This window comes from Paenibacillus sp. FSL L8-0470, assembly GCF_038008625.1.
Taxonomy (GTDB): domain Bacteria; phylum Bacillota; class Bacilli; order Paenibacillales; family Paenibacillaceae; genus Paenibacillus_AQ.
In genome coordinates this window covers 841,685-867,364 of sequence record NZ_JBBOZM010000001.1, presented here as the reverse complement: position 1 = coordinate 867,364, position 25,680 = coordinate 841,685, and the positions used below count along the sequence as shown (strand labels likewise).

26 protein-coding genes and 1 pseudogene are annotated in these 25,680 nt (G+C 49.7%); 7 read left to right on the top strand and 20 right to left on the bottom strand.

The window, feature by feature from the left end; all coding sequences use genetic code 11:
• Positions 1-148 precede the first annotated feature (148 nt).
• Entirely contained in the window at positions 149-676 is a 528-nt protein-coding gene (locus NST99_RS04010; protein ID WP_341089860.1) for a GNAT family N-acetyltransferase, read from the bottom strand.
• A 57-nt stretch (positions 677-733) separates the two neighbouring features.
• Entirely contained in the window at positions 734-1,585 is an 852-nt protein-coding gene (locus NST99_RS04005; RefSeq protein WP_341089859.1) for a hypothetical protein, read from the bottom strand.
• A gap of 425 nt (positions 1,586-2,010) precedes the next feature.
• On the opposite strand from NST99_RS04005, the gene NST99_RS04000 reads away from it, so the two are divergent.
• Entirely contained in the window at positions 2,011-3,555 is a 1,545-nt protein-coding gene (locus NST99_RS04000) for an acyl-CoA synthetase (protein ID WP_341097545.1), read from the top strand.
• 123 nt (positions 3,556-3,678) lie between these two features.
• Here the strand turns inward: NST99_RS04000 and NST99_RS03995 are convergent, their stop codons facing one another.
• The 4 genes from NST99_RS03995 to NST99_RS03980 all read right to left on the bottom strand — a co-directional run bounded on the left by NST99_RS03995 (position 3,679) and on the right by NST99_RS03980 (position 6,925).
• The gene (locus tag NST99_RS03995) at positions 3,679-4,572 is read right to left on the bottom strand and encodes a CPBP family intramembrane glutamic endopeptidase (protein WP_341089858.1); all 894 of its coding nucleotides are present in this window, start codon (positions 4,570-4,572) and stop codon (positions 3,679-3,681) included.
• A 75-nt stretch (positions 4,573-4,647) separates the two neighbouring features.
• On the bottom strand, positions 4,648-5,244 hold the full coding sequence (locus NST99_RS03990; protein ID WP_341089857.1) for a hypothetical protein: 597 nt from the start codon (positions 5,242-5,244) through the stop codon (positions 4,648-4,650).
• Positions 5,245-5,420: 176 nt separating this feature from the next.
• On the bottom strand, positions 5,421-5,861 hold the full coding sequence (locus NST99_RS03985) for a HEAT repeat domain-containing protein (protein ID WP_038586039.1): 441 nt from the start codon (positions 5,859-5,861) through the stop codon (positions 5,421-5,423).
• Positions 5,862-6,019: 158 nt separating this feature from the next.
• A complete protein-coding gene (locus NST99_RS03980; RefSeq protein WP_341089856.1) occupies positions 6,020-6,925 on the bottom strand; it encodes an aminoglycoside phosphotransferase family protein in 906 nt (301 codons plus the stop codon).
• Positions 6,926-7,280: 355 nt separating this feature from the next.
• On the opposite strand from NST99_RS03980, the gene NST99_RS03975 reads away from it, so the two are divergent.
• The 3 genes from NST99_RS03975 to NST99_RS03965 all read left to right on the top strand — a co-directional run bounded on the left by NST99_RS03975 (position 7,281) and on the right by NST99_RS03965 (position 9,481).
• Complete coding sequence (locus NST99_RS03975; RefSeq protein ID WP_341089855.1) at positions 7,281-7,667, top strand: hypothetical protein; 387 nt, start codon at positions 7,281-7,283, stop codon at positions 7,665-7,667.
• 285 nt (positions 7,668-7,952) lie between these two features.
• Complete coding sequence (locus NST99_RS03970; RefSeq protein ID WP_341089854.1) at positions 7,953-9,137, top strand: nucleotidyltransferase domain-containing protein; 1,185 nt, start codon at positions 7,953-7,955, stop codon at positions 9,135-9,137.
• Positions 9,101-9,481 carry a hypothetical protein gene (locus tag NST99_RS03965; RefSeq protein ID WP_341089853.1) on the top strand — a complete coding sequence of 127 codons (381 nt, stop codon included), beginning with the start codon at positions 9,101-9,103 and terminating at the stop codon, positions 9,479-9,481. Before NST99_RS03970 ends, NST99_RS03965 begins: the two co-directional genes overlap by 37 nt.
• Positions 9,482-10,441: 960 nt before the next feature.
• Here the strand turns inward: NST99_RS03965 and NST99_RS03960 are convergent.
• The 10 genes and pseudogenes from NST99_RS03960 to NST99_RS33635 all read right to left on the bottom strand — a co-directional run bounded on the left by NST99_RS03960 (position 10,442) and on the right by NST99_RS33635 (position 17,833).
• A pseudogene (locus NST99_RS03960) lies at positions 10,442-12,232 on the bottom strand (ABC transporter ATP-binding protein).
• A gap of 13 nt (positions 12,233-12,245) precedes the next feature.
• On the bottom strand, positions 12,246-12,449 hold the full coding sequence (locus tag NST99_RS03955; protein ID WP_341089851.1) for a lasso peptide biosynthesis B2 protein: 204 nt from the start codon (positions 12,447-12,449) through the stop codon (positions 12,246-12,248).
• Positions 12,450-12,459: 10 nt separating this feature from the next.
• A complete protein-coding gene (locus NST99_RS03950) occupies positions 12,460-12,702 on the bottom strand; it encodes a hypothetical protein (protein WP_341089849.1) in 243 nt (80 codons plus the stop codon).
• On the bottom strand, positions 12,699-12,998 hold the full coding sequence (locus tag NST99_RS03945; protein ID WP_341089848.1) for a lasso peptide biosynthesis PqqD family chaperone: 300 nt from the start codon (positions 12,996-12,998) through the stop codon (positions 12,699-12,701). Before NST99_RS03945 ends, NST99_RS03950 begins: the two co-directional genes overlap by 4 nt.
• A gap of 4 nt (positions 12,999-13,002) precedes the next feature.
• Entirely contained in the window at positions 13,003-13,491 is a 489-nt protein-coding gene (locus NST99_RS03940) for a hypothetical protein (protein ID WP_341089847.1), read from the bottom strand.
• A gap of 108 nt (positions 13,492-13,599) precedes the next feature.
• Complete coding sequence (locus NST99_RS03935; protein ID WP_341089845.1) at positions 13,600-14,010, bottom strand: hypothetical protein; 411 nt, start codon at positions 14,008-14,010, stop codon at positions 13,600-13,602.
• A gap of 33 nt (positions 14,011-14,043) precedes the next feature.
• A complete protein-coding gene (locus NST99_RS03930; RefSeq protein WP_038586022.1) occupies positions 14,044-14,169 on the bottom strand; it encodes a paeninodin family lasso peptide in 126 nt (41 codons plus the stop codon).
• A gap of 31 nt (positions 14,170-14,200) precedes the next feature.
• Positions 14,201-16,129 (bottom strand): asparagine synthase-related protein, encoded by a 1,929-nt coding sequence (locus NST99_RS03925; protein ID WP_341089844.1) that lies wholly within the window; start codon positions 16,127-16,129, stop codon positions 14,201-14,203.
• Between the two features lie 618 nt (positions 16,130-16,747).
• Positions 16,748-17,203 (bottom strand): RNA-guided endonuclease TnpB family protein, encoded by a 456-nt coding sequence (locus NST99_RS33640; protein ID WP_445745015.1) that lies wholly within the window; start codon positions 17,201-17,203, stop codon positions 16,748-16,750.
• Positions 17,204-17,260: 57 nt separating this feature from the next.
• Positions 17,261-17,833, bottom strand: a complete 573-nt coding sequence (locus NST99_RS33635) for an RNA-guided endonuclease TnpB family protein (protein ID WP_445744945.1) — start codon at positions 17,831-17,833, stop codon at positions 17,261-17,263.
• Positions 17,834-17,875: 42 nt separating this feature from the next.
• Between NST99_RS33635 and NST99_RS03915 the strand changes: the two genes are divergently transcribed.
• Entirely contained in the window at positions 17,876-18,376 is a 501-nt protein-coding gene (locus NST99_RS03915; protein ID WP_341097543.1) for an NUDIX domain-containing protein, read from the top strand.
• Positions 18,364-18,873, top strand: a complete 510-nt coding sequence (locus NST99_RS03910; protein WP_341089843.1) for an AAA family ATPase — start codon at positions 18,364-18,366, stop codon at positions 18,871-18,873. Before NST99_RS03915 ends, NST99_RS03910 begins: the two co-directional genes overlap by 13 nt.
• 17 nt (positions 18,874-18,890) lie before the next feature.
• On the opposite strand, the gene NST99_RS03905 is transcribed toward NST99_RS03910, so the two are convergent.
• On the bottom strand, positions 18,891-20,348 hold the full coding sequence (locus tag NST99_RS03905) for a serine hydrolase domain-containing protein (RefSeq protein WP_341089842.1): 1,458 nt from the start codon (positions 20,346-20,348) through the stop codon (positions 18,891-18,893).
• Between the two features lie 347 nt (positions 20,349-20,695).
• Here NST99_RS03905 and NST99_RS03900 point away from each other — a divergent pair, with 347 nt between their 5' ends.
• On the top strand, positions 20,696-21,289 hold the full coding sequence (locus NST99_RS03900; protein ID WP_341089840.1) for a GNAT family N-acetyltransferase: 594 nt from the start codon (positions 20,696-20,698) through the stop codon (positions 21,287-21,289).
• A gap of 81 nt (positions 21,290-21,370) precedes the next feature.
• Here the strand turns inward: NST99_RS03900 and NST99_RS03895 are convergent, their stop codons facing one another.
• From NST99_RS03895 to NST99_RS03885, 3 genes are all read right to left on the bottom strand, one after another.
• On the bottom strand, positions 21,371-22,267 hold the full coding sequence (locus NST99_RS03895; protein ID WP_341089839.1) for an SDR family oxidoreductase: 897 nt from the start codon (positions 22,265-22,267) through the stop codon (positions 21,371-21,373).
• A gap of 173 nt (positions 22,268-22,440) precedes the next feature.
• Positions 22,441-24,138: a hypothetical protein gene (locus tag NST99_RS03890; RefSeq protein WP_341089838.1), complete on the bottom strand. Its 1,698-nt coding sequence runs from the start codon at positions 24,136-24,138 to the stop codon at positions 22,441-22,443.
• Positions 24,139-24,289: 151 nt separating this feature from the next.
• Positions 24,290-25,525: a GGDEF domain-containing protein gene (locus NST99_RS03885; protein ID WP_341089836.1), complete on the bottom strand. Its 1,236-nt coding sequence runs from the start codon at positions 25,523-25,525 to the stop codon at positions 24,290-24,292.
• Positions 25,526-25,680 lie beyond the last annotated feature (155 nt).

The following is a 25,680-nucleotide window of genomic DNA, read 5'->3' as shown; positions in this document are numbered from 1 at the left end:
CCCTTGCGAGTTGGTTTGTTATGTCCTTTGCTATAGTTCAATTTAATCATGAACTTGTTTCTAACTTGTATCCGGATTGTAAAGAAGGATTTCCAAGCAGAACAGCCCGCCTATCAATGCGATAGCGCGGGCTGTTTATGGTAATGAATCAGCATGGACGGCTGCCTGGTGCTGTAACTTTATACACCTCAGTGTACAGGATTTCCCTGTATTGATGGAATTCCTCCCGGTTTATCGGGCAGGGATACGTCATAATGCGCAGCGGCAGATCAGCCTGTCCTGTACGGAGCGGGGGCTGGTTATACTCATAGGCATTGAGGTGAAAGCCAAGCCGCTCATAAAACCCGATTCTCCGCTGCTCCAGTTCCCCGCTTGGCGGCTCTACCTCCAGCAGAATAGGAATGTCCGAACGGCCCATATAATTGAGCATCAGCTTTTTGCCGAGTCCTCCTCCCCTGATGCCGGGATCTACTGCTATATGCTCGACAAAACGCAGAGCCGGAAACTCCCACGCTGCCAAAAAGGCGAGCGTCCTCCCCTTAGCGTCCTGCTCAGTGAACAGGCGGTAGTTAGGGTTGTGCAGCAAAGATCGCTGCCCGCTGTAGGTTCTAATTTCACTCTCTGGAAAAGAAGATTTCATAATACCAAATATCTCATCAAAGGTTGTAGGGCCCATAATCAACTGCCTGCTTTCTGATAAAGTGTGTATCGTTTAGACTGCTGTTCAAAAGGTCTAGCCCTGCTGCAGCTTAACGGAATATGACCTTCCATTATATTGAAACTTAATCATATTGTTATCTAACATAAACTGTTTCATTTCCGTCTTCCGTTCCTGTTCAAGAGAATATACATATACTTCATATTCATAGCTGCCATCGCCATCAGGAAGCTGGCTCACCGATACATATAGCTTGTCCTGTTCCTCTATTCCCCAACTATAGAAGTAACCGCCTGCGGTACGAAAGGAGAGAATTTCAATATTGTCCGCCGGATCGCCGGTTTTCAGCGCCCAAGCCTGGTTCCTCAACGCCTGTGCGCCTCCCCGGAACATTGTGTACGTATGGTAGACTACATATTCACCTACACCCTGCAGACTATTGAGCTTTGTATATTCATCGGAAGCCTCCGGCAATGCCAGCGTCCAAAGCTTACGGGCCTTCGCAGCATTCAGCTCGATATCCGCCGGATCGCTAAGATAAACGGTGAAAGGCTCCAGCGGGATACCTGCCGGATCAGTACCTTCCCCCTCCATTGGGGGAGCAGGTGACCAGACGATCCCGGTTGAGGTTGCAGCCGCAAAATTATAACGCTTCGTCGCAACATTGTGGCCTGGGAAGAAATAAGTCATTCCTTTTAATTGAATAGAGAGTACATTTGGTTCCGCCGCTGAGTTAGACGGTCCGGGAACAGCCGGTATGACGGAAGCGCCAGGATTAGCTTGTGCCCCCTGTGAAACGAAAGGTGACGGAATGGACGAAGAATCCGCTGAAAGATTACCGGCAGCCACAGGCCGGCTACTGCAGGCTGACAATAAGCAGGACATTGTTAAGAATCCCGTTATAACAGGGATCGGTTTAAAAAGCATGCTGGAGTCTCCTTATCTTTCGTGAAGTTCTTTAATCTATATATTATAAGTCTTCCAAAGCTTGAATGGTCTAAATTTTGATAATTTTTCTCAAAATATGACTATAAATTACATTTTTCCCCTCTCAGATGTCCTTGTACTGCAACTGCGGATGGCGTTACACCTAAATCCAGGCTTCCGCTTCGCTCAGGAGGGGTAACCAGCGCACGGATCTGCGAATAACTCTCACGCCTTTATATAGGCATTATAACAAAATAGTCACAGAACCTTCTCTTACCCATCTTCACATCACCTCAAATTAGCATCTGGTACTAAGTAAAGTGCTATACTATAGAGTATGGATATACCATTACGTTTATATAGGAGAGGTTCATTTGGACAATCAGCATTGGATCGCACCGGAATTCTACAATCTGACTTCGGAAATGGAGCAGCATCCTTCCGATAAGATTGCGCTTAAATGGTTGCATGAGGATGGCGGGTACGAGGAAATTACCTACGGAAAGCTGCTAGGACAAGCTAACCGGCTTGCCGGCGGCCTTAAAGAACTCGGACTTCAACAAGGTGACCGTGTGCTGGTCATGGTTCCGCGCCGCATTATTGCCTACGCAATCTATCTCGCCTGCCTGAAGCTCGGGCTCGCCGTTATCCCTTCCTCCGAGATGCTCCGGGCGAAGGATTTATCCTACCGCCTGCGCCATTCGGAAGCGAGAGCTGTAATCGTCTGGTCTGAAGTTACCGCAGAAGTTAACAAAATCGCCGAAGATCTGCCGGCCTTAGATTACCGTCTCTCCGTATCCGGACATGAAGATGACCTTGGTGAAGGCTGGATCAGTTTGGAGAGCCTTATGGCGGACAAGCCGGATACTTTCCCGGCCGTAGCCAGCCGCCGCGACGATATTGCCATCCTTGCTTATACCTCCGGCACTACCGGCAACCCTAAAGCCGTAGTTCATACACATGGCTGGGGATATGCGCACCTGCGGATCACCTCATCCCTATGGCTGGACATCCGCGAATCAGATACCGTCTGGGCAACTGCAGCACCGGGCTGGCAAAAATGGATCTGGAGTCCGTTCTTAACTGTGCTCGGCAATGGAGCCACCGGCTTTGTCTACAATGGTCCATTCCATCCGGACCGGTATCTGCAGCTGCTTCAGGATCAAGCCATTCAGGTATTATGCTGCACTCCGACGGAATACCGCTTAATGGCCAAGGCTGAAGGACTGCCGCAATATGACCTGTCAAAACTGCGCTGTGCCGTATCCGCCGGCGAACCTCTGAACGAGGAGGTCATCCGGACCTTCCAACAGCATTTTGACATTACCATCCGCGACGGCTACGGCCAGACGGAAAGCACGCTGATCATTGCTGCGCTGAAAGATCAGCCTATCCGTGTCGGGTCTATGGGCCAATCCATCGCGCCGGGCATTGTCGAGGTGATTAATGAGGAAGGGCAGCCGGTTCCTGCGGGTGTTGTCGGCGATATCGCCGTGCATTTAAGCATGCCTGCCCTGTTCCAGAACTATTACAAAGACCCTGAACGCAAGGCGAATTGCTCCCACGGAGAATATTTTGTCACCGGAGACCGGGCGCGCAAAGATGAGGATGGCTATTTCTGGTTTGAAGGCCGGGGAGACGATATCATCATCAGCTCAGGCTACACCATCGGTCCTTTTGAAGTGGAAGAAGCCCTGATGAAGCATGCCATGGTTAAAGAATGCGCAGTTGTGGCCAGCCCTGACGAGATCCGCGGCTCGATCGTAAAAGCCTTTGTCGTGCTGAAGGACAACAGCGCAGGCACACCGGAGCTGATTAAGGAATTGCAGAGTCATGTCAAGGAAATGACAGCCCCTTATAAATATCCGCGCAAAATTGAATTCATCACGGATCTTCCGAAGACTACCTCCGGCAAAATACGGAGAATTGAGCTGCGGGAGCAGGAGAAGCGGTCTGTGCAGGGGGAATAGATGACAGTAGCTAAGTATCGTATCAGTATCAATCCTAACAAAGAGCAGCCCGGATTCAGGCTGCTCTTTATTGCGGGTACAGTATCAATTTTATCATTCGGACTGCTTAAAGCAGCAGCGACATCAACGAGTAACTGAACCGAAGCCCCCGCCCATCGTATTCCTCATTCCCGCTACGCGTTTGACGGCCAATAGCATAAAAACAAAAACCAACCCAAGCACAAGCGTTGTTACAAGACTTCCCTCTACTCCAAACTCTCCTCCGGTCATCCAATCGGCACCCGTTAATTTCAGCGAATACAACCCATGTGGTATATTTCCGCTGACTGCGATGCCCAGTACATACCCTTGAAACAGATTCCACGAGATGTGCAGAGCTATCGCAAAATATAAGTTTCCTGTCCGGATGACCATCGTTGAGAAGATAAGGGCTATCAACACAATATTAAGAAAGCAGATCCCGTTGTAGCCCGGATTGGCCATATGCGCCAGTGAGAACAGTACAGAGGTGATGGCCACGGCCCAATAAAGGCCCACGCGACTAGCCAGCAGATGCTGAATAAATCCTCTGAACAGAATTTCTTCGCAGATTCCAGCTAGGATTGCGGTGATGACCAGATCAACGATATCTAGCCGCATAAATTGAGGATTGGCCCACTCCCCCTGAAAAGTTGCTGAGCCGAGGCCCCACAGCAGCAGAGCAATACATGTCAAGAGTAGCACACCGCTAATGAATCCTTGAATGAATCTGGCTCCGTCAGGCCGCGAAAATCCGATAGAGGTTAAGGGAAGTTTATGCAGGACACGCATCGTGAACCATACAGTGATAAACGTATAAAGACCATCTGATTTGAATATCCTCACCCAGCCGTCTTGGTCGAACCATTGCCGGGAATCCACCCGCAGCGAGACCCCAAACGAGACAATCATTGTAATAGCAAATATTGCCGCTGTCAGCAGCAGTATCTCCCATCCTGCTCTGATTTGGCGGTTTTTATTTCTGAATAGATTTTGCATCTGATCTGCACCTTCCCATTACCAGTCTGTCCATTAGACGGTAAAAAAAGGAATAAACCCTGCAACAGATTTGGTTTATTCCGCCCAATATTCCGCAGCCGGATTGAGGGCAGCACCTACCTCGCCTTCTTTGACCAAATCGCAGTCGAGATACCCCTCCTCATCCAAAAAATAAACTTCCTGCTCATAGAATTCACATAACGTCTCCAGAAATTTCTGTGGCGAATCATACATCACAACCAGATCGCCGTAGTCATGCAGCAGGTCGCAAATCCGCTCCGTTCCGTCAGTGGACCGGTAGTAGCAAATAAAGTCGCTGCCATAATTGGTCAGAACCGGAAGAATCACTCCGTCGGTCTGGTGGCCCTTCTCCTCCAGAATGCCTGCCAGCACCTGCATTTCCTGCTTATATTCCTTGATATGAATCAGTCTGTATCCCGGTATGAACTCAATCAGGCTCGGTTCTTCCTCATCGCTGCCGGTACCGGAAACCGTGCTGTAGATTACTTCTAGAAGCTCCGGCACTTCGGGCACTATGCTGCTGATTGAAGAGTTACTGTCTTCCGGACGGCTTCCCAGGCTGGCAATATAATTGGGGCGCAATTCCCCGGAGAGCTTAAGAAATTCCTGAAATTGCTCAGAGAGCATTTCGGTTGATGGGTTAGTGTTCATGTTGTCATCCTTTGTGTAATTGATATAGGAAAAGATTACTGCTGCAATGTTCCGTTCTCTTCCTCTTGCCACCTTACTATATATCCGCCGGGCTTAGCAATGGAGTGATCGGCTGGAACTAAAAACGAAGAGCCAAGGACTTGTCCAGTCCTTGGCTCCCGCTATATTACCGCTAACTATTTTGTCGCTGAAATCCACAACTTCTCCAGCCATTGATCGAAATCCTCGCCCTTCTCACCTTCGTAAGCATCGTAGACGTCGATTCTCATCTTCTTCAGCTTTTCCTTGAACTCTTCATACGAATGGTCTTTAGGGAGACTCTTCTTGATGCGCAGCGCAATCTTGGATACGCCTCTGAACAGCTCTGCCTTATTCTTCGACGGCACCTTCACATCTTCACCGAAGGCTTTCAGCTTCTCATATGCAGCTTCTTGAACGGTATATACAGGATCGCTAATCATCAGGCGATTCAGAATATCGATAATTTGTTTGTGCTTCGTCTGTCCCAGCTCTTCCACTGCAGCAAGACGCGCTCTCCAATCCGCCGAACGGCCGGCGGCTTTCTTCAGCTCCTCGTAATTCTCGGGCAGCTCTTGGTTCACTTCTTCATTATTCAAACGATACAATCCCCTTCTTGGTTAAATCTGCTGATAGTGCAATTCTACCGTACTGCACTCCTTGATTTCAATCTTTTGGCCAAACATTAATACGCCGTAAAAAAAATCCTGCAGAATCACCCTCGTCTTCTATAGATTGCAGGCATCTTCGATGTGCCTTATGCCTGATACCAGCGCGGAATGACTCTACAGAAATAATCATAATCCTCCAGCGCCATTCTGCCGCGTGTCATCATGCATTCAATGTCGGCTGCCCCAAAGGGGATCGACCACTTAATCGAAAAAAGTGAGCTGTAAGCCACGTACAGTGCCTGCCTGTTCCAAAATTCCTCTGGAGGCGTTCCTTCGAAATATCCTTCAAGCTTGCCTACGGCAAACGGAACGCTCCGGTCTCTGTCAAAAAACTGCAGCTTATAGAACTCTTCAACATAATCTCCGTTGTCCCAGCGGTTGAAATCAATAACTCCAATCCCGCCTTCAGGAGTGTAGATGAGATTGCCCATGTGAAAGTCTCCGTGCTGGTAGACCTTTTTCACGTTATGGATCAGCCCGATATTTTCTTTTACATAAGCAATAGCTTGCTCATCACCCTCCAAATGATACGGGCAGTCTTCATATTGTTTGATGCGGGCCAGAATTTTGGCCTGCATCTGTTCTTCCCATTGAGGGAGGTCATTGCTATTCGGGATGGAGTGCATCAGCTTCAATATCTTTCCCGCCTCCACGCCAAGCTCATACTGTTCCTTAGCTGTTAGCATAAGCAGACACTCCTCCAGCGGACGCCCCTCTACCCACGTCAGCAGCATATAGGTATACCTGCCTTGGCCGCATGTTCCGAAATCAATCACCCGCGACATCGGAAAATCAAGCTTATTAAACAGTTTTAGAACCTGATGCTCTGCCTGCTTCCGCTGGAAGGCTTCAATGCCTGAGATCCTCAGCAGCAGCTTGCGCCCGGCCTCATCCTCAACATAATACTTTTTATCCTCCGACCAGCCCTTAAGTACCGGTTCAATGATTGTCCACGATTCTGCCCCGTGAATTCCGCTTAGCTCCTCATGCAATTTCCTCTCCCCCTTAAGATCTAGAAGACAGAGATTCCCCAAACAAGCTTCTGCTTATAATTATTTTTCCCGCCAGTTCAGGCAACAATATCTTAGCATAAATGGACGCTACTGGAAATCCAGTACGGACTGGCAGAAACCAGAATTATCCACCCGGAAAGTGGGGGCTCTCATTCCCCTGTAATGGATGAAAGTGGTAAAATCTTTGTACGGGACGGATTAACTTCAGCCCTAATCTGTTCGAAATAAGAAACAGGAGAAGGTGGTACTCATTCCAGCAGTTATTACAGCAGGCTGCATTGCAGTCCTTGCATTGGTCGGACTAGTCTTGAGATTCCTACAGGTACGGAAGCAGATGAGCGCCTGTGAGATCATATTTTCTGAGCGTTCGGCTAACTTCTATGGTCTTTCTTCCCTGGGCCCAGGTCAATTCCGCGGAAACGGCTGGCTGGCCTTGACCAAAGATTCCCTGATGTTCAAGATGTATTTTCCGGCCAAAAGCTTAACCATTCCCCTTGAAACGATAAACAGGGTGGAGGCCGTGCGTACCCATCTGGGCAAAACAGGAAAAGCAGGTTCCTCCCTGCTCCGTATCAGCTATCTCTCGGGAGAGCACGAAGAAGCTGCCGCCTGGAACGTGGATCATACAGCACAATGGATCGAAGGGATTAGGGCAAACGGTAGAAACGGAGCAAATGGTACAACAGACCTCTTTTCCCGGGAAAGAAATCGGCAGTCATAAAGAGGCAACCGTGTGCTCTATAAAGAGATGGAGAATGGCAAAAACGCCGACAGACTGCTTCCAGTGTTTGAATTTTCATTGTGGATTTGGGCAATCATAGAGTTTCTTACATGCTTCTATTGCACATTGTGTGTTTAATTAAAGACATGCCCAATGCAAGGACAATACACATCTTCCACATAAAAATTGACAAATTTCGGATGACGGTGTTACGCTCACAATGCGTTCTTTAAATAGAACAAATCCGCCAACGGATCTGTTCACATTCCACTAAGGAGAGTCTCTATGACTGACCGGTATACCCTTGATAAAAGGAGCTTATCTAAGGAAGTATTACTTCTTCTTGCACTGCTTACAGCTGACAACATCGATGATATGGCGGAACAGAATCCGGAGCAGTTCGCGGATATCGACTGGGAGCTGATGATCCGGCTATCGCTGCATCACCGCGTTTATCCTTTTTTATATCCTAAGCTTAGCCGCATGCAAGGTGAAGCTGTACCGTCTTTGGTTACCCAGCGTTTGAAATGGGAGTACCGCAGAAATACCGTCCAGATGCTTCAGCTCAGCGGTGAAATGGGGAATATCGGCGAATCGCTGGCCCGGCTGAATATCCGTTCTCTGTTTCTGAAGGGTCCGGTGCTTGCACAGGATTTATACGGTGATATCTCGCTGCGAACCTCGCGTGACCTCGATTTTATTGTGCCGATGGAACAGCTGACCGAGACGGAAGCATTGCTGGTCTCTCTCGGTTACGTGAAAGAAGAGGAATTCGAGAGTATATTGGGAGACTGGAAGTGGCGCGAACATCACAACACCTTCAATCACCCCGCCAAATACATCAAGGTTGAGGTTCATTGGCGATTAAGTCCCGGGCCTTCTAAGGAGCCTGATTTTGATGAGCTTTGGAAACATGCACGGACAAGCAGCCAGCTCGGACAAAACGTCCATTACTTGGGCAGGGAGGATTTGTTCCTGTTTCTGGCTGCGCATGGCGCAAGGCATGGCTGGTCGAGGCTGCGATGGCTGCTGGATATCAAACAGCTGCTTCTGCAAGAGCCCGACGCCGGCGTGTTGACCGGGCTGCTCCGGCGTTATAATTACGACAGCGTTGGTGGGCAAGCCTTGATCCTCGCGGCGGATTTGCTGGAGGCGCCGATTGCTCCCGGTCTGTCCGGGTTGACGGACAAGCCGAAGCCCCGCCGGTTGGCACAGCTTGCACTTTTCTATGTGGCACGAATGGTTAATCTGCACAATCCGCCCCTGGAGCCCGAGGTGGAGCGGCATTACAAATATTATCAGCCGGCGATTCTTACGCCGTGGCATCAGTTCCTGTATGCAGCGGGCTTCCTTTATCCTTACGCGGTGGATGAGAAAACGCTGCCCCTGCCGAAACCACTGCATTTTCTTTATTTCCCCCTACGTCCCTTCTTATGGACTTGGCGAAAACTAACCGGCAAAGAGAATTAACATATTTACATAAGTGTGATAAGGCAGCTGCTACAGGGCGGGCCAGAAACAATGTACAACGTGGACTGAAGATACACGCCTGTGGTTTGGGTTTGGGTTTGGGTTTGGGTTTGGGTTTGGGTTTGGGTTTGGGTTTGGGTTTGGGTTTGGGTTTGGGTTTGGGTTTGGGTTTGGGTTTGGGTTTGGGTTTGGGTTTGGGTTTGGGTTTGGGTTTGGGTTTGGGTTTGGGTTTGGGTTTGGGTTTGGGTTTGGGTTTGGGTTTGGGTTTGGGTTTGGGTTTGGGTTTGGGTTTGGGTTTGGGTTTGGGTTTGGGTTTGGGTGCGAGTGCGGGTGCTAGTTCATAGTGCCGGTGCAAGTTCATAGTGCGGGTTCGGGTTCATAGTGCGGGTGCTAGTTCATAGTGCCGGTGCCGGTGCGAGTACTGGTGCGAGTTGGGGTTTCCCCTCTGTTTGGTTAGTTGTATTTCGTGCAGTTATACTCCAGCTTTTCGTGTTCGATATGGATATAATTGCACTCCTTACATCTATTTTAAGGAATTTGGCTAAAAGTGAGCAAATTCCTGTTTTTAGTTGCACAGACTACATCTAACTCTCAGAAACAGCCGCTGTCGCACCAAATAGCTGCAGTAACTACATCTAACTCGGCTGCTGTCCAAATCAAACCTTCATCTATATAAGCTAACCTTGAGATTGCGGCGGAGTGATGATTTCGTGTGCTTAATGGAGGAAGACACAGGAGAAGGATGTGGGGGGCATTGGGTGAGCTGGGTATCGCGTGTGCAGGGTGGGTAAACTGAGTTTAGGATGTGCCGAGCGTTGCATGTGCGGGATGTTGGGTAAACTAATTTTAGGATAAGCCGAGCATTGCGTGTGCGGAACGTTGGGTAAACTAATTTTAGGATGAGCCGAGCGTTGCAAGTGCGGGGACGACTGGGATATCTTAGAGGGATTGATAGATGACGGGCGAATGGACGAATAGATGAGTAGACGAATGGACGAATGAATGAATGAATAGACAAATAGACAAATAGACAAATAGCATGGCCTCTCGCTACCGAAAATCGGCAGCGAGGGGCTTTTGGTATCCTATCTATCAGCCAATTTGGTATGGAGTTTGAAGATGATTGCACTTTGTACAGCAGAATTCCACCGAAAGCAGGTATATTCGATTCTACTGTACTTTTTTGCAGTCAAATTTCGAAGAACCGCCGATATGCAGCTATATCTGTGAAATCTAGTGTAGGAATACAACAGACTGCTATCCGAGCACATGCCTCGCCAGCTTCAACCGAAACTGTGCGTCGCCTACATCGCCTCTTCCTGACTGCTGAGCAACCGGCTGAACATGCCGCCCTTTTCTGAGGCCAGACCGCCGAACACGCCCTGCTGGATGACCCGCCTGGTCGATGACCAGAATCTGATCGGCTCCCCGGATGGTGGACAACCGGTGGGCGATCACGATTACCGTAACGGAATGCTTTAGCCGTTCGAGCGCTTCCTGAATCCGCTTCTCGTTCTCAGTATCGAGCGCGCTTGTTGCCTCATGGAATGGATGGAAGGCTTGCGGATAATCGCGCGTGCCAGCACCAGACGCTGCCGTTCGCCGCCGGACAGGCGGATGCCCCGGTCACCGATCAGCGTATCCAGTCCTTCCGGCAGCTTGCGGACAAAATCGGCCGAAGAAGCAAACTCCAGCGCTTCCCACAGTTCTTCCTCGCTGGCATCCGGTTTGATCATCGTCAGATTATCGCGGATCGTCGCGTTGTAAAGAAAAGGATCCTGCGCTACATAACCGATGGAGCGCCGGTAAGACAGCAGGTTGTCTCCTGAAACAGACTGACCGTCGGCCAAGATCTCGCCCGCTTCCGGCTGCATCAGGCCCATGAGCAGATCGACTAGCGTGCTTTTCCCTGCGCCCGAACGTCCGACAATCGCCGTCATCTTATTAGCCGGAATCACCACATTCACCCCTGGAGCGAATATTGCGGCTCCTGCGGATCATAACGGAAGTTCACGTTCCGGGCTTAAGCTTTGCTTCAAAGCCATAGGTGCAACTTGCTTCGCACTTTCCCCTTCCGCACCATCTTCAGCAGCCTGCAGGCATTCTTCCTGCAGCGCCTGAAGCTGCTTGAAGGAAGGCAGTACGGAGGCGAGCTGCTCCATCAGCGACTGAAGGGCAGCAAAGGTCGGCCACAGCCGGGCAAACACGAGGATAACCAACAGGAAAGCTGGGCCCTCTGCGTGCAGAAACCGGAAAGACACGAAGATAAACGCAGCGATCAGGAGCGTCGACGACATTTTGTACAGCAGCTGGGAATTCGAGCGCAGTCTTGTATAGTCCAGCTGCTCGTTTTTGACCTCAGCGGTAAACCCATGAAGCCATTCCAACCGGGAATGCTCCAGATTATTGCTTTTGATATCCTTAATTCCGTTCAGTTGGTCCGTGATTCCGGCTAGATACATCTGGCCGAGCTGAGAGCTGCGACTGCCCAGCCTCTTGGCTTTGCGGATGAATCTGCGGGAGAACAAGGACAGCAGGACCGCACATACCAGTACAGAGAGAGTCATCTTAGGGGACAGCCAGAAGGCGAAGCCGATCTGTACCAGTGTGAACAGGAGCGAGGTGAGAAACTGCAGAAAACAGCTGATTCCAGCGAGCACCCTCGCCATTTCCGTGGTCATTACGTTAATAAGGTCCGACGTGCGCTTTTTGAGGAAAAAGGCCCACTCCGACTGCAAAAGTGCGCTGTAAACATCATACCGCAGCTGCCGGCTGTAGCTCTGCTGAATCTCCACATTACGGACTGCGACGAAACGCGAAATCAAATTTTGACAAAGCACGATAAAGACATACCCGCCGAGCACAATCCCAAGCGCCGTCGTCTGCGGCAGCTCTGACAGGAAACCGAGCATAGGAATACTGTACCCCGCTCCTGTTCCGCCTAGTTGAATACCGGCCATTCCCAGCATCGGTACAAGCAGCAGAATGGCTGAGCTCTCCAGCAGTCCGCTGATGACCATGCCAAGCAGGTTAAGGTACAGTTTGACTCCGGACAAGCGCTGAAGCTGCCGGATGTAATAGATTATGGCTTGCATGGTCCCACCTCGATTACTCGGCTTGTAACACTTTGGCAAACTTCTCCACAACTACAAAACCCTGCATGGCATCATCGCCGGAGACATAATAAGCTCCGCTGCGCAGCCAGGCATGGGCGATCATTTGACCTTGCTTATCTCTGGCAACCCCCATATAGAGTGTGCTTTCAATCCCGCGTCTCTCTAACATCTGTAGTCCAGCCACTGCACGGACCATACAGGTGCTCTTAGGGCGTATAACGGCTGATGACACGAATCGCTTTCGTAATATGCTTAATCCGGGGAATATCGGCCGCATTGGACACCGCAGAGGTCTCCTGAGACTGTATCCCCAGCCGTGGAGCCGTTCTTGCAAACGGAAAAAGAAGTTGGATTCTCACCAGAAAAAGCCTCCATAATGCCTCTGGAATCAGCGCCACAGCAGCCTTGTCAACGGTCAGCAACAGGCGGATGCGACGGAGGGTTGTCATGATCCGCTGACAATTACGACGAGATCCTCATCCAGCAAACTTTGCACAAAAGCAACCACATCCTGCTCGGCAAGCTCCGCCGAAACTTCAAAAATCTCCTGAATGGTCTCCACAATCCGTGTTACGGTAACCGGTGATGCCAGCGCCGACCAAATCTCTCCGCCAACCTCACCCAGATTGTAGTACTTGCCATTCTTCACGTTCAGCATGACTTTCTCGCCGTCCATGTCACTGGCGATATTGCCCTCACGCTGCACAAGGACCGTTTCGAGGGACAAAATATTTGTAGTACTCATAGGTTCATCTCTCCTCCACTTGATGTTGGATCGTTTCATATATAAGCGAAGCTTGTGCCGGGGCACTGAAGCCTGCTTCAGGACGGGTAAGCCGGTACATCGGCAGCCGGTTAACGAAAGAGGCCAACATGCCAAAATGCCATTCGCGGATCCCAATCCGGTCAATCATTGCCTTTTGATAAGTGTGATTAAATAAAGTATGGAACCGTTGGCCGCTGATGGCCTGTAGAGCTACCGGGCTTTCTCCGGCCGCCGACAGTTCAAACACACCTGCGAGCGGCAGCGGTTCAGCCTGGAAGCGGTCATGCACGGGAACGGCAAATTTGGTTTCACGTTCGAATAACGGGCGGTAAGAGGACGAATTCATTCCCAAATAGTCCAAGCTCTGCTGCCATAGCTTTTGCTGCGGATAGCCTGGAACTGCTAATGGATGTCCATTTTGCACCATAACGGGAATAACGTCGTCGCTGATCAGCAGGTGGCCCTGATCCATCAAATAGGAGGCGAGTGTCGATTTACCTGCCCCTGAACGCCCAACCAGCGCGTAAGCCTTGTTGTCCAGTACAAGCGCACTGCCGTGAAGAGGGAGAATTTTTTTGCATCAGCAGAACGCCCATGCAGCTTCCCAGAATAAAGAGCCGTACACAGTCGCCGTCCGCACCTGGTGCAGGTGACACTGTAATCGTACTGCCGTCCCGAATGGAGAAAATAGCGGTGTCCTTGGCCTCAAACATAACTTCGTTCCCTGATACACCAGGCTGGGTGTGACCTTCGGAATGGCCTGCCAACGCTCCGACAAGTCTTCTTGAATGACCGACACACTGCCGATCAACCCCGGCTGGTCCGAAAGTGGAAGCTCCGGCAAGGGAAATTCACTATGAATTTGCAGGCCAAATGCTTTATAAGCCAAGCCTTGAACGATACTCGCCATACGATTCACTCCATCCTGTAAATTCACATATTCTAAAAGGTGATGATGAAAAGATAGCCCTTCTCCCCCTTCAGCAAGCATAGGGGGATGAGGGCCGCACGACCAAAAGCAGTCTTAGGAGTAGTGCACGATCTCATCCGGATCATCTTGGAAGGAGTCGGCGAGTTTAAATCCTGGTCCAGCCATAGTCATTTTAACGTCGAGCACTTCCAAAGCAGGCTTGCTGTATTCCTTTTTCATATTCTTTCACCCCCTTTCAGGCGTCTTGCTATCAGGATAATGATTTCAGAAAGCGGTAAAATACAAGTCCCCGTGTAAGGAGGCGGAACTCTGAATTGTAAATCATCTCCGGTTTAGGCTCACTAATCCGGTCCAAACATCCCGCAAGCCCGTTGTTGTTCAAGTAGGCTGCAGTCAGGGGGTCCTTAATCATTTCCCGAAGCTCTCCGAGGAAGGTATCCCACTGCGGCAGCATCCGGAGAATCCCGTCTGCCCCCTGCACTCCGCGCTGCTTCCGGTTCATTCTGACCTCATCCGGCAGACGTCCCTCCATGGCCCTGCGAATCAGGGAACGGTCCACACCGTTCTGGACAAACTGTCCCTCCGGCACGGACAGGCAGAAGCGGATCACGCGCAGATCATTCGTGGGATCACGGTCCCATACCCGGTACTTCAGCGACATCTTGGTAGCCACTGTTCCGTTGACATTCCAGATATACGGCTGCTCAAAATGCTTCTGACGGATATCATAAACAGTCTGCGAAGAGGGTCTACGGTCCATATTGAATTCCCGAAGACGTTCATGGACCTCCGTTCGTTTGGCAAATTCGGGATGAATCAGCTCAAGCTGCATCTCCCGTTTGCGGGGCAGCAGCCGCTCAAGCGACGGAAAGGCCTTTTTGCCGACAATCTGCAGCACCTTTCTGCGGTTCGCTTCCATCGACTGATTGTATTGCTTATTCTCACGGTAAAAAGAGAGCCACCGGAATTCACGAATCAGCTTGGCCTGATAATCCAGTGCAGGTCCCTCATAAACACTCCAATTGCCTCTTTGTCCACTCAGCAGAACACCAAGCCCCTGCTGTTGTGCCTGTTCAAATATGCCTTTAAGCCAGTAAGAATTTTCAATGAACTTGTAGGGCATCTCCAGAATATCCAGCCATTCGTCAATCTCGGTATAAGGACTCTGCTCGGGAAAGTTCAGAAAGCTCGGCTGAATATTCCCTACATGATCAATCGTCTCCTGAATAAAGGGACGCTCATCAGCTACCCTTTTGCCCAGATTAAAACCGGTAAAGCTGTCTACAGGATAATAACTGAAGGTATGCAATGGTTTCCCGCGGCGACGGAGCTCTTCAGCAGCGAAGCTGACTACCGAGCCGGAATCAAGCCCCCCGCTCAGGTTGGCACCGGCGGCAAGATGGGTCCGAAGCCTGTCTTTGACCGCTTGTCCGAATACTTCGCGGAAGGCTTCCTCGTATTCCCCGTTGGAGCCAAGACGCAGTTTAGGCGGTGCCTGCAATATAAAGTAACGGGAGAATGTAATTTTCTCCCCGGTTATGGTCATGGAATGCGAAGGCGGCAGCTGTTCAATAGCTTGATAAACCGTTGAAAAGCAGTCCGTAGCATCGACTCTATTCTGAATAGCCAGAAACTCTGAGACCCATTCTTCATTCAGCTTGTGGCTTACACCCGGCATAGACAGCAGCGGATGAATAACTGTGCAAAAAGCGAAACTTTCAGTGGATCTATGAAAATAGAGCGTCCGGTTGCCGGAGAAATCTCTGGCTCCGAAAAGAGATCGCTTGCGCTCGTCCCAAATCATGAAGGCAAAGTCTCCTATCAGGTGAACAGGTGTCTGATCTCCCCACTTCTCGTAGGCGAGCAGGATGAGCAAGCTGTCGGGTATGGTGTCCCGGTCTTCATAGGGCACCTGAAGCTGCCCAAACAGCTCGCTGCGGTTGTCGATAATGGCATCCGCTGTAATTGCCAGCCTCCGCTCGGGATCATAAAACGGCAGCTTTTCGTTCAAGGATTGTGGAGTAATCCACTGCGCACGGCAACCGAGGAAAATCCCCTGACCCTGCCAGCCCCTCGCATCATCCGCAGGATAACGGCTCAGCTGCTGCATAAGACCCGGTCCCTGATCAGGATTAAGATTATGGTGCTGCAATTGGCAGATACCGGCGATTGCGCTCATTTTGTGGCCTCCACCTGTATAAAAAATCTCCACTCGGCTCTTAAAACCCGGCAGGAGTTTTCCAGCGTTTATATTTTAATAGTTCTTAATAAAGAACACTTCTTAATATATAAGATAACGGTATTGCCATTCATTGTGAATAGCACCTGAGACTACTTTTAGGTATCCTTTAGCGTATTGACCTCAGTAGACTTTTGTGGTATGACAAAATAACTCTTTTGACCGTAACGGGTTCTAGATTGCATGTAAGAGGTACAACAGGATATTATTTCCACATAGAAAAAACCGTCCAGGAGAGATCCTGGGACGGTGAGAGTACATGTCTCCGTTGGTAGTAAGTTCGATATTACTGCTTCCGGGAATAGTTAGTGCCGTCGGTTGATTGTTGTTCGGCCATTGCTTACTATAATTAATAGTATCGGCAACCTGATCAGTCAGCCACCAGACAAGCAACATCCTAAATATAAGGATTAAGGAGTGGCTATTGTGTCAATTGAATCTCCACCATTTAGCTGACGCTTGAAGGGGTGGATTCTTGCGAACAGAGGAGCAACCTCCTCTTATGGGCAAGCGATCCCTGCGTTCCCGCAGTTCTACGTTTTATTTTTATAGGTAATGCTATACCGCTACCTGTTTGATATTATGAGCCGCATTTTCATCCCGATCATGGTGTGTTCCACAAGCTACACATATCCATTCTCGAATCGAGAGGTTCTTCACTTCGGGATGGATCGTTCCGCATACGTGGCACTGCTGACTGGTCGGCTCAAAGGTGCCGGCAACCCGGAGGGTTCGTCCATACCAGGATGCTTTATACGTCAGTTGACGCACCCATTCGCCACAGGACGCATCAGCGATGGACTTGGAGAGTTTGGGATTTTGAATCATATTCCCCACACGCAGATGTTCGATGCTGATCGTTTGGCACTCACGGATCAGCTTCGTTGTCAGCTTGTGGAGAAAATCGTTCCGGGAATTTGCAATGTGTTCGTGAATACGGGCAATGTGTTGCTTGGCTTTCTTCCAGTTGGAGCCCTGGTGTACGTCTTGCCAAACGCCGCTGCCACAGCGCAAGCTTTTTCTCGTATTGACGGTAAAGCCTGGGGTTGGCAAAATGCTCGCCGCTTGAGCTCACAGCGTATTCCTTAAGCCCCAAGTCAATGCCGATATGTACATCTGCTTGTGGAAGCGGGGTCTTTTCGACCTCGCAAACCAGGAGACAAAATACTTATCGCTGGCGTTTTGCCGTACCGTAGCGGACAGTATACGACCCTCCAGCTTCCGAGAGTTGGCGAAACGCATCCAGCCGAGCTTGGGAAGCTTCAATCGGTTGCCTTCAATGGCGATATTTCCGTTCGTGAATTTCGTGGTGTAGCTTTGTACTGGATACTTCCGGCTTTTGAAGCGAGGCGCTTGATTTTGCTTTTTGAAAAAGCGGTCAAAGCTATCTGCCACATGCCGAACGGCGGACTGTAAAGCAATACTATCGACTTCTTTGAGCCAGTCATATTGGGTTTTTAGGACGGGAAGCTGTGTCGCACAGGTCTGATAGGACAAACCCTTTCCTGTCTCGGCATAAGTTTGGTTCCACTCTTCCAGGAAATGATTGAACACAAAGCGGCAGCAGCCAAACATTCGACGAATGAGTTGCTGTTGCCCGGTATTCGGGTAGATGCGGTATTTATAGGCTTGATGAACGATCATGTGCGACACCCCCTTTTGTAGTATTTTTTTACAGTATAGCACATATGTTCGCTGAATAGTTTAAAAACCGCTGATTCATCTCCGCCTATAGAGGTCAGAGTCTTTTCGGCTTTTGAAGATAAACTGATCGGCGCGGCAGCAGTCATCCTGAATCTGGAAAGGCATGTCCTTCTGGTTAAACACAGCTATGGTAAATACAATTGGGAACTGCCCGTAGGGTTGTCCGAGGCACAAGAGTCGGCAGAGGAAAGCGCGCGGCGCGAAGTGCTGGAGGAGACAGGTCTTACTATCACTCAAGAGTCTTTAACCGGGGTCTACTACGACCCTGGTAATGACATGCACCATTTTGTATTCACTTGCAAAGAAGACTCCGATCAAGCACCTAAGCCCTGCTCGCCGGAGATTGTGGAGTGCAAATATTGTGCTGTAGACGACCTGCCCCGGCCCATTAGCGATTTCACAGTGCAAAGAATCCTGCACGCGCTGAATCCCGCCAGCCAGCAACTTTTCCATGTGATCGGACCCAGACAATGGAACGAGTAAAGCCAAACAGGATTCATATTATTGGTCCTGTCGGCAGCGGTAAATCCACCTTAGCTAGAAATCTGTCCTCCTCATTAAATATCCCTTATTACGAGCTCGACAACATCGTATGGAGGCGGACGGAAGGCGGTGATGTCAGGAACAGTGTGGAAGACAGAGACCGGATACTGAATAATATCCTTGCCTCTGACAAGTGGATCATTGAAGGCGTGCATCATAAATGGGTAATGCAATCCTTCGAGCAGGCAGAGATGATTATGTATCTGGACACGCATATCTGGAAAAGGAATTACCGCATATTCAAACGCTTCGCCGTACAAAAACTGGGGTTTCAAAAAGGAAATTATAAACAATCCTTTGAAATGCTGAAAAAAATGTACATATGGAATTACGGACATCAGCAGAAAGAGCGGCCTGAAATTTTCGCAGCCTTGAAGCCGTATCAGGATAAGCTGCTTGTGTTACGGGACAACAGCAAGCTTCACAAGCACATCTAGCTATAAGTCCGCCTGAATTATTGCGGAAATTGTCCCGTAACTCTATAGTTCAGCATATCAAGCGATACATTAATGTTGAACGCAAAGTCGATTTTGTTGTCATGGAAGGCTATTGTATAGGTGACCACGTATGGCGTTTCGATATAGAACAGGATGAGTTGAAGCTTTCTGGCATTTTCCCAGAGCGCATACGTGACCACCTCTTGCCGCTCTTGGGATAAGTCTTTAGGGAACACATCTGCCCCATGAAGCGGCTTGGAAAAATGAAACAGAATGACGTTATCCCGCTCATCCCCATAGAACATATGAAGCTCCAGTTGTTCGTCTTTCCACTCGAAAATGATTTTTTGGAGACCGTGGGGATTTTCATTGATTAAATAACATCTGTTAACCAGATTCGGTATATTTTCCGGTATAGGCTTGAAGGCAGGAACAGGATAAGCCATAGCAGCCAACCGGCGCTGCAGCATGAGCGTATCCTCAGAGTGAATAGAAATCCGTTTGACCCCACCTTGATCTAATCGATCGATAATGTAATCATAAATCAAGTCTAAAAGACGCTGCAGCTTCGTCATATTCTCAAAGGCCGAGGTGGCGGCAATGACTATTTGCTGTTCAGGAGCCACAAAACAGAGCTGGCCAAAAGAGCCGTCCCCCCGATACGCCCTACGCCGGCACAGATGAAATTGGTATCCGTAGCCTTGTGCCGAGTCGACCCGGTCTGCTCTGGCGAGGCGGCGGTTGTCACTTTGTTCCATAGTGGCTAATTCGATATAGCGCTGAGACACAATTCTTTTTCCCGCATACAGTCCTTTATTCAGGAGCAACTGACCAAATTTCGCGATACTTTCAATCGATAAGCTTAATCCCATCCCGCCTGCTGTAATGCCCAGCGGACAAGTCTCCCATGATGGGCGGGGTATACCCAAAGGCTCAAACAATCTTGGCATCAAAAAATCAACCATGCCCTGTCCAGCAACCTGCTCCATAATGGCAGACAACATATAGGTGGAATGCGTGCTGTACACATAATAACTTCCCGGCTCATGCGGAACGTCCTGGGCCAGAAATGCCCGCACAAAGTCCTGCTCCCTGGCCACAGCAGCATAGATATTATCATGGTGGCCTGCGTTCATGGATAAAAGATGGTGCACCGTCATTTTCGCCAAGTTGGCAGAGATCCGCTGCGGCAGCTTGTCCGGAAAGAAGGAGATCACCGGGGCCTCCAGTTCCATGAGCCCCTCGTCACAGGCGATGCCTATAGCTGTGGAGGTGACGCTTTTGCTCAGCGAATACAGCAATTGCGGGCAATCCGGGCGATACGGTGTCCGTGAAAACTCAGCCGTTACTACACCGTTCCGCAGCAGCATAAACTGGTTCACCTCAAGCTCCCGTTGTTCGATCTCAGTGAAGAAATCTAAGAGGTTTCTGGAAGATATCCCGTGATGATCGGGGATACCTCTGGATAACTTCATGGTTTATACCTCCTAATCTAAAATTTTATATAGAATGAACTTAAAAACTTGAGATAAGGAAAAGGAGCAACGGAGGGGGATTTTGGAACTGGAGGAGCGGTAGTGTCCGCCTTTGTCTTCGGATTTCTACCGCTAATAGCGGTTAAAATCAAGAAATTCTTACGACAACAGCGGCCGGAAGTCCAAATATTCACCGTAGTTGCGACTGATCCTGTACTCTAAAACCTTAAGTTCAATCTATATAGTTATTTTATCGTTACTATTTGTTTTCCGAGTGCATTAATTCATAGTATAGAACAATTACGATAGAATATAGTCTAGTGAAATCTAATCAAGGAGTTGGACCTATGGGCACCGCAGATAGCAGCCTTATTATGTTATCCATACCTGAAGGCTTTGAAAGTGAACGCCTGCTGATCCGCGCCCCACATTGGGGAGATGGTCTTGCTGTAAACGAGGCCGTCAAAGAAAGCATTGAGGAATTGCGTCCGTGGATGCCTTGGGCAAACAAGGTGCCTACCGTTGAGGAATCGGAAGCAAGCATCCGCCGCTCGCGGCTGGAATTCCTGGAGCGTGCAGATCTGAGGCTGCTCTTATTTCTGAAGGAAACGGGGGAATTTATCGGCAGCAGCGGCCTGCACCGGATCGATTGGCAATCACGCAAGTTCGAGATTGGATACTGGGTTCATTCCGCTTTCGCTAGACAGGGGTACATCACAGAAGCCGTAGATGCCATTACGAAATACGCGATTCAGGAGCTGCAGGCGAACCGGATTGAAATCCGTTGTGATTCCCGCAATGTGCAGAGTGCAAGAATCGCTGAGCGCTCAGGCTTTACCTTGGAAGGAACGCTGCGCAACAACAAATGTGATGTAACGGGTACTTTAAGACATACTATGATATTTGCCAAGGTTCGGGGTGTAGAGTACGGAGGGGCGTGAATCCCCCATTATTCATAGCTATAATAACGAAAAAAGCAGACGCCGATTACATAACGGCGTCTGCTTTTTGGACTATCCTACTTACGGCGTCGGCATCCCGCCATTGGCATTCAGCGTTTCACCACTGATGTAGCTGGATTCCTGGCTGGCCAGGAAGACATAGGCCGGAGCCATTTCGGCGGGCTGGCCCGGACGGTTCAGCGGCGTCTTCGCCCCGAAGTCCTTCAGCACCTCTTCCGGCTGGCCGCCGCTGACCTGAAGCGGGGTCCACACCGGGCCGGGAGCCACAACGTTCACCCGGATGCCCTTGCCCGCCACCTGCTGGGCGAGCGATTTGCTGAATGTATTAATCGCAGCCTTGGTGGTTGCGTAGTCCAGCAGAATCGGCGCAGGCTGATACGCCTGAATCGAAGAAGTATTGATGATCGTGCTGCCCGGCTTCATGTGCTTGATCGCCGCCTTGCAGAGCCAGAACAGGGAATAAACATTCGTCTTAAAAGTCGCGTCGAACTGCTCCGTGGTGAGATCGGCGATATCGGTGACGAATTGCTGCTTGCCCGCAATATTGGCCAGAATATCGACTCCGCCCAGTTGTTCGACAGCGGCGGCAATGACCTGCTCGCAGTAGCCCTCATCCTTGAGATCGCCCGGCAGGGCGACTGCCTTGCGGCCGGCCTCCTCTACAAGCTTGACCACTTCCTTCGCATCAGCCTCCTCCTCCGGCATGTAGGACAAGACTATATCAGCACCTTCGCGGGCAAAAGCAATCGCTACCGCGCGGCCAATTCCGCTGTCCGCTCCGGTAACAATCGCCTTGCGGCCGGTAAGCCGTCCGGTGCCGCGGTAAGTTTCCGCACCGTCATCCGGCTTCGGATGCATCGCCTTCTCCAGTCCCGGAGCGGGCTGCTGCTGCTGGAACTCCGGCGTAGCTTTCTGATATTGTTTGACAGGGTCTTGAATCGTATATTGATCACTCATCGTAAATTCCTCCTCAGTCCAAAATGATTCGACTCTTTTCTCTTTATGTAACCAGAACTGGGCTCTCTAAACGGAAGATTATTTCCATTCCGCAGCAAAAAGGCCGCCCTTACGAATAAGGAAGCGGCCTGATGCTGTTAGGGTCGGGAGACAGTCCCGCTATAATTTGCTGCCTAGTTCACCGGAATTGTATAGAACAGCCGAGAGCCGTTGCTGTTGGTGTACCAGACAATATTGCCCCCGCTGACGACCGGATTGCATTCGGATAATACAAAATGCTTAATCGTCTGGATCGCACCTGCGGCTTGCCCCGAACCATCGATGAATACATATTTCAAATCACCCGGATGATTGTCCTTATCAAATTCCTGCCACAGCACCATGAATTTGTCATCCGCTATCTTCACCAGTTTCGGTATGGAGGCAATACGATCGGTGCCTACATACTTAGCCAGGGTGATATGGTTAACGGAAGCACTGGCAAGGCTGTTCTTGGGCAATACATTCAGCATAATATCCCGCTGATCCTTCTCCAGCCCAACCATCTCATAAGAGGTGTAGTCTTTAACCAAGGAATGGTCGATGCTGTTCATAGCGACAATATAATTGCCTGCGGACATTTCGAATCCGCCAACCGAAACCCCGGTGGCATTCGCCCCGGTTCTCCCCGGAATCTGGAACAGGTCCACCTCGCTGTAACTCTTGCCGTCGCCTTTATTCAGGACAATTGAACGGGGATAGGCATCGCCATGATCCACAAGCACATGGCTGCTTCCATCGAACAGCACATATTGATCGAAGGAGTGGCTGACATGATTTTTCTGAAATCTTCCCATATCATTGGTCACGGTCATGGTGCCGGTGTTCACGATAATTGTGAGCTGGGACTGATGATTTAATCCGTCTTCTGTCGTGTATCTTTCACGGCTGGTGTGGAAGACAAGCGTATCTCCCTGCTCGGCCATCCTTCCGGAGGCTGCATCAAAAGGTACTACCGTGTAGCTCTCCCCGCCTTTAACGGATACACTGTCGATACGGTTGAAGCTTTTATCATAACGGACAATGCGAATGACCTCTTTGCTGTTATCCTCTTCACGGTTCTCTTGTCCGAACGCAATATAGTTGTACTTCACACCACTGTAGAAGCCGCCGAACAGCGGAAGCTCATATGCTACTTTTTGAGTTGCTGTCAATTCATATTTGGCATTGTACGTTTCAATTGCAACCTCCTTGTCCGCCTCAATAACGCTTACTGTCCCGTCGCTATTGTTGACAAGGTAGGACTCTACTGTACTTTTCCATCTGGGGAAATTAGACGATTCGGCATTGCTCTCCACCGCAGCCCCCGTCTTCACTCGGTACGCATGGTCCGGAACCTTAGAGAACATCGCCAGCTGGTTCAGCTTATTGTCGTATTCGAGCTCAAAGGGGATCTTGGCGGCCAAATCTCTCAACTGAAAATAATTCCTGCCGTCAATCGTGTAGGCCTTAATAGACTGCAACTGCCCGTCAAGCACCACCTTGGAATTTGACAGCGTAGCGCTATAGCTGCTGCTCTGGCTGTAATATTTACTGCCTCTGCTCTCCTCAGGCGTATAGGCCTGTCCGGTTATGATCTCAATCGCGTTGTTTTTCTTATTCCAGGTAATATCAAACTGGCTGGAGGTTCCCGAGAAATGTTCGGCGATATCCCTCAGGCTGTAATAATTATTGCCGAGTATCGCGAATCCGTTAGAATGCTTCTCTTCTCCATTAAAAAACGTGCTGCTCTCTGCAACCTTAGCCTTCACCGTATTGTCCGCAAAGGTTGTGCTGCCAAAGGCTGGTGTAACCAATAACAATATAAGCAGCAGACTAAATAACTTTTTCATTCGTTGTTTCCCCCATCGACTATAATTTTGCTAAGAATACTCCTGCCTGCTCCAACATTGAACCTTACCGAACGCCCCCGTTTCTGCTTGGTCTAAGAACCGCTATACTATGTATGTTTTTGTTGCTTTGGTGCCTTATGGAATAGAATATTCACTTACTTACACAGTTTCTTCCTTTTTTCTTGGCCCGGTATAAGGCGGTGTCCGCAGACTTCATGACCGCATCCGGCGATTTGTATTTTTCATTTTTTTGGGCGACGCCGATGCTTATCGTTATGTATATGGGCCTGGCTGATCTTGAGCTTGCTGATTTCGATTTGCGCTTTGTTTTGCCTTTTCCTCTGCTCTTCCCCCGCAGTGTAAAAGCACGCTTAGCCACTTTCTCGCGCAGCTCTTCCAGATGCGGCAAAGCATCCTGAATGCTTTTACCCGGGAACAGGATCGTAAATTCCTCACCGCCATAGCGGAAGGGCCTTCCGCCTCCGGCAACCTCTCTTAAAGTAGAAGCGACCAGCCTTAGCACTTCATCCCCCGTATCATGGCCATAAGTATCATTGAATTTCTTAAAGTGATCGATGTCCAGCATGGCAATCGCATAATTCATTCCCAGCTTCATCATATCCTGCTTCAAGGCCCGCCTGGAAGGAAGTCCGGTCAGCTCATCGGAGAACGCCATCGAATACGAATCCTGAATGATCGAGGTGATCAGAATGATCCCCGACACGCCCCATAATATGGCATACCAGATAGGATCATACTCGCTGTGCAGCACATATAACATTCCCGCCAGTACCGCAATGAAAGAAATATCCTGCGATGACTTCTGGGAAACTTGCCTGATGATAAGTCTTATCCCCGCCAAGACAAAAGCAATCAGCGAGGCTTGCGACAGCGGGGTGAAATCACGCAGCGTTAAAGGCAGCAGATCCTTGCCGATCCGGTGCAGAATGGCGCTTTGGTCCGGGTTCAACAACCACACAGCGGCGGCTGCCTGAGCCAATATAAATCCAATGCGCAGAAGCCCCCACACACTGAATATCCCGCGCTCCTTAAAGAAAGAGAAGATTAGGACATTGACAGGAATCACCAGGCAGAGAACGGAGTGCAGCTCGGACACCGATACCTTGCCACCCGAGCCGGGCAGCTCCCGCAAATATTGCAGTGAGGCCAGGCTGAGCGTAAAAATAAGGAGCAGGAAAAACTCCCGGCTGCGGTTGAACTTCCAGGAGAGGACGCCTCCGATCAGAAAGATGGGATAGGGGGCAAGCCTCACAAGCTCCAGCTGCGGCTGGGACAAGGTATGTGCGTTATTGGCAAAGAAGTATGCCAGCACAAGCAGTGCAAACGGCAGTATGATCGTGGATGCGACTTTGAGTATATTTTTCAACGTTCAATAAATCCTCCGTGTCCTTTCAACTATATTTATTTATCGGTTAAATGCCCGCGCCCGCTTAATTATGAATCGAACCCTTTTGCCCGCCTGCACATAAAAAAAACCTATCCATTACTGCGGATAGGGTTGTCCGATCTATAGCATTGTGA